This is a genomic window from Bifidobacterium polysaccharolyticum (assembly GCF_016101585.1).
Taxonomy (GTDB): domain Bacteria; phylum Actinomycetota; class Actinomycetes; order Actinomycetales; family Bifidobacteriaceae; genus Bombiscardovia; species Bombiscardovia polysaccharolytica.
The window spans coordinates 1-2,672 of record NZ_JACFQG010000009.1 but is presented as its reverse complement, the minus strand read 5'-3'; the positions used below and the strand labels follow the sequence as shown (position 1 = coordinate 2,672).

Annotated in this window: 3 protein-coding genes; 2 read left to right on the top strand and 1 reads right to left on the bottom strand. The window is 54.9% G+C overall.

Translation table 11 applies throughout. The features are described from left to right. Nucleotides 1-267 precede the first annotated feature (267 nt). Nucleotides 268-780, top strand: a complete 513-nt coding sequence (locus H3T90_RS08785) for a hypothetical protein (RefSeq protein WP_045925197.1) — start codon at nucleotides 268-270, stop codon at nucleotides 778-780. A 22-nt stretch (nucleotides 781-802) separates the two neighbouring features. After that, a complete protein-coding gene (locus H3T90_RS08780; protein WP_015022033.1) occupies nucleotides 803-1,249 on the top strand; it encodes a hypothetical protein in 447 nt (148 codons plus the stop codon). A 135-nt stretch (nucleotides 1,250-1,384) separates the two neighbouring features. On the opposite strand, the gene H3T90_RS08775 is transcribed toward H3T90_RS08780, so the two are convergent. After that, complete coding sequence (locus tag H3T90_RS08775) at nucleotides 1,385-1,945, bottom strand: hypothetical protein (RefSeq protein WP_015022034.1); 561 nt, start codon at nucleotides 1,943-1,945, stop codon at nucleotides 1,385-1,387. Between the last annotated feature and the right edge of the window lie 727 nt (nucleotides 1,946-2,672).

Genomic DNA, 2,672 nt, shown 5'->3' with positions numbered 1-2,672 from the left:
CCGACCTATTAACAACCACCCAACACGCTTACAGCCACAAGGCCAAACCCCCAACATAAACAACACGTTTAGTTCCTATAGCCCTATGATGGTGTAACGGTGGTGCTACTGTCACCGTTGATGTAATAACTCAAGAATGATAGTTAGGCCTATCTATCAGTGCAGTATTCCAGTTTTAGCTGGGTTGTCAGAGGTGCCATGGCTGACACCGCTGACTTCGTTATTGGTTATCAAGGATGAATTGACTCAACAAACGGAAAGGGGCTTATGATGAAAGCTCTGAACACTATCAAAAGTAGGTTGCTCGCCAGCGTTGCTGTTCCACTTGCGCTGTCTATGGGAGTCGCCATGGTTCCCAGTCAGGCGATGGCTGCAGAGCCTGTGGATACCGCTTCGACATCTATCGTGAGTCAAGTCACCGATTCGCTGACTCCGAGGGATGTGCTGGAGATAGCGGATACCGCATGGGAAAACGGTGATTATGAAGGTGCTGGCATCCTGACCGAGTATGCATTCTCGATGCATGATGGCACTGCCGGTAATGGCTTCCAATCGAGGAATTGGGCTACGACGATCGCCAAGAAAGCTGTCATTAAGCTTCTGCGCTGGGGAGGTTCCAAGCTTCCTGCCAAGATTGCTCCGTGGGCCGGTCGGATTGCAGACTTCCTGGAAGCCACCGGCGTCTGGACTCATGCCGCTATCGTCTCAGGTTTGATGCAGCTGGGCATCCCTTACGATATTGCTGAATACACGGCGACATGGGTTGATTTGTTCCTCTGATTCATGGAGAGAGGGGTGAGCGATGAGTGACCGTGGACGATCAGACCATGTAACGGTTTCGGATGCGATTACCGGTGTTGGTTTTTTCGGAACTGTGTTGTTGGGTTTTGTCTTTCCTTTTGCGGTCGGCATTGGTGTCACTTATCGCTTGCTCCCTTTCGGTGGCGTTCGTTCCTGGGTGCATGGGTGGCGTGGGGTTTTGGGTACCATCGTTATCTTTCTGTTGTGGTTCTTTGGTACCTACATAACTGATGCGTTGGTGGATGTGTTGTTTAGCATGAGCAGTCACAAGGTCTTGAAGAAGCTTGTTAGCGAAGTTGTGAGTTTTGTGTTTCTCATGGGGTTGATGGCCTTGGCCTTCAGCAGGTGGGAAGCCATGGCGCTCTCATCTTTGATAACTGAGGTTCTCACCATTCTCATCTCCCTACTCGTCATTCATGCCGTTGATGCTGCAGACAAGCATGATTAATCTAAACAACGATCATTCCTAGGGAATGAAGCGGATTCGAGTGCCCCTTTTATGGGGCGGGAGAAACGCATCGGACGCGGAGAGGTCTCCTCCTTGGTTTGGGAGGAGACCTCTTCGGTTTGGTTGTGTGTGGTGTTAGTCGTCGGTGGGGTTGATGTTCTTACTGAGGGCCAGGGCGATGAGCGCTGCGAGGTTGTTGGTTCGGTCGAGGGTGAGGGCTTGGACCATGTATGAGCTGGCTTGGTCGGGGTCGCGGGCGGCCCAGGCCAGGTAGGCTCTGGAGGCGCTGAGGTGTGGGGTGGGGCCGACGGCGGCGGTGAGCTGGTCGAAGAGGTTGTAGGCTCTGTCGGCGCGTTCCTGGTTGACGGGGGTCCGGCCTTCGAAGCAGGTGGTGAGGCTGGTGAAGATGAGTTTGACGGCGGCGGGGTCGTGGGGTTGTTCGGTGATGGTGGTCAGGTCGTCTCGGGTGGTGTCGGGGTTGATGGCGGCGACCAGGAGCGCGTCGCGGTGCGGCAGTGAGGTTTCTATCAGCGCGGCCATGCGGGTGAGCCGGTCGTGTCCTATGGCTTCGGGCTGGTGGGTGCCGTCGAGTATGCGCATGATGCTGTCGAGGGCCTGTCGGCCTGCGGTGAGCATGAGTTGGGGGTCCTGGCTCAGTTGCTTGACGTCGTCCTGGAGGCTGGTTGTGGTGTTCATGGGTGTTCCTTTCCTTGGTGCCGGGACTGTTTGTGCCGACGCCTGGAATGGCGGCCCGGGTATAGCGGAGAGTCAAGCCCCCGCGTGGATCCGAACACTCCCCCGGAGGCCGAGGGGGCATGCTGTTCGGCCCCCTCGGCCGGAGCGGGGTGTGGGCGGAGACGCTCGGGGCTTGAGTCGCAGCGGCCCGGGCCAGAATGGAAGGGGGCGGCACAAACACCACATTCCCAACCCCTTCAGCAGCACGCCGCAGGCGTGCGACAGCGGCGGCCAGACATCAAGGCGCAGCCGCCGATGACCACAACCCCGGCCGAGCCGACCAGTTTTATGTTTGCCGATTGAAGGGTGATCTGCAGTAGCTCATGATAGAAGAAAGACCATCCGATAAGAAATGTGTTTATATTGTGAAGCTTTATCTTGATGAAGCTTTCTAACTGATATCCCGAGTATATTAAAGCTTGTTAGAAGCCGCCACTGCCTCTATCATATTTATATGATATGCACACTAGGGCGGCACTTTTTTATCTAAAGGGGTGTAACTGAGATGGACACCGCTCGTATTCCTTACCCTTCGCATCCTTATCAGAGCTCAGCCAATCTAGCCTCTATGCTGATACAGAACGGTCTCTCCGGCATCAGGGGCTATAGGAACTAAACGCGTTGTTTTAGGTTCTGTGTGTGGGTTTGGTTGTGTGTTGGTCAGAGTGTGGTGTTGGGGTATCTGACT

Excerpts from the sequence above, each read along its gene's own strand:
- H3T90_RS08785 (WP_045925197.1), top strand. The coding sequence starts at position 268 with ATGATGAAAGCTCTGAACACTATCAAAAGTAGGTTGCTCGCCAGCGTT.
- H3T90_RS08780 (WP_015022033.1), top strand. The coding sequence starts at position 803 with ATGAGTGACCGTGGACGATCAGACCATGTAACGGTTTCGGATGCGATT.
- H3T90_RS08775 (WP_015022034.1), bottom strand. The coding sequence starts at position 1,945 with ATGAACACCACAACCAGCCTCCAGGACGACGTCAAGCAACTGAGCCAG.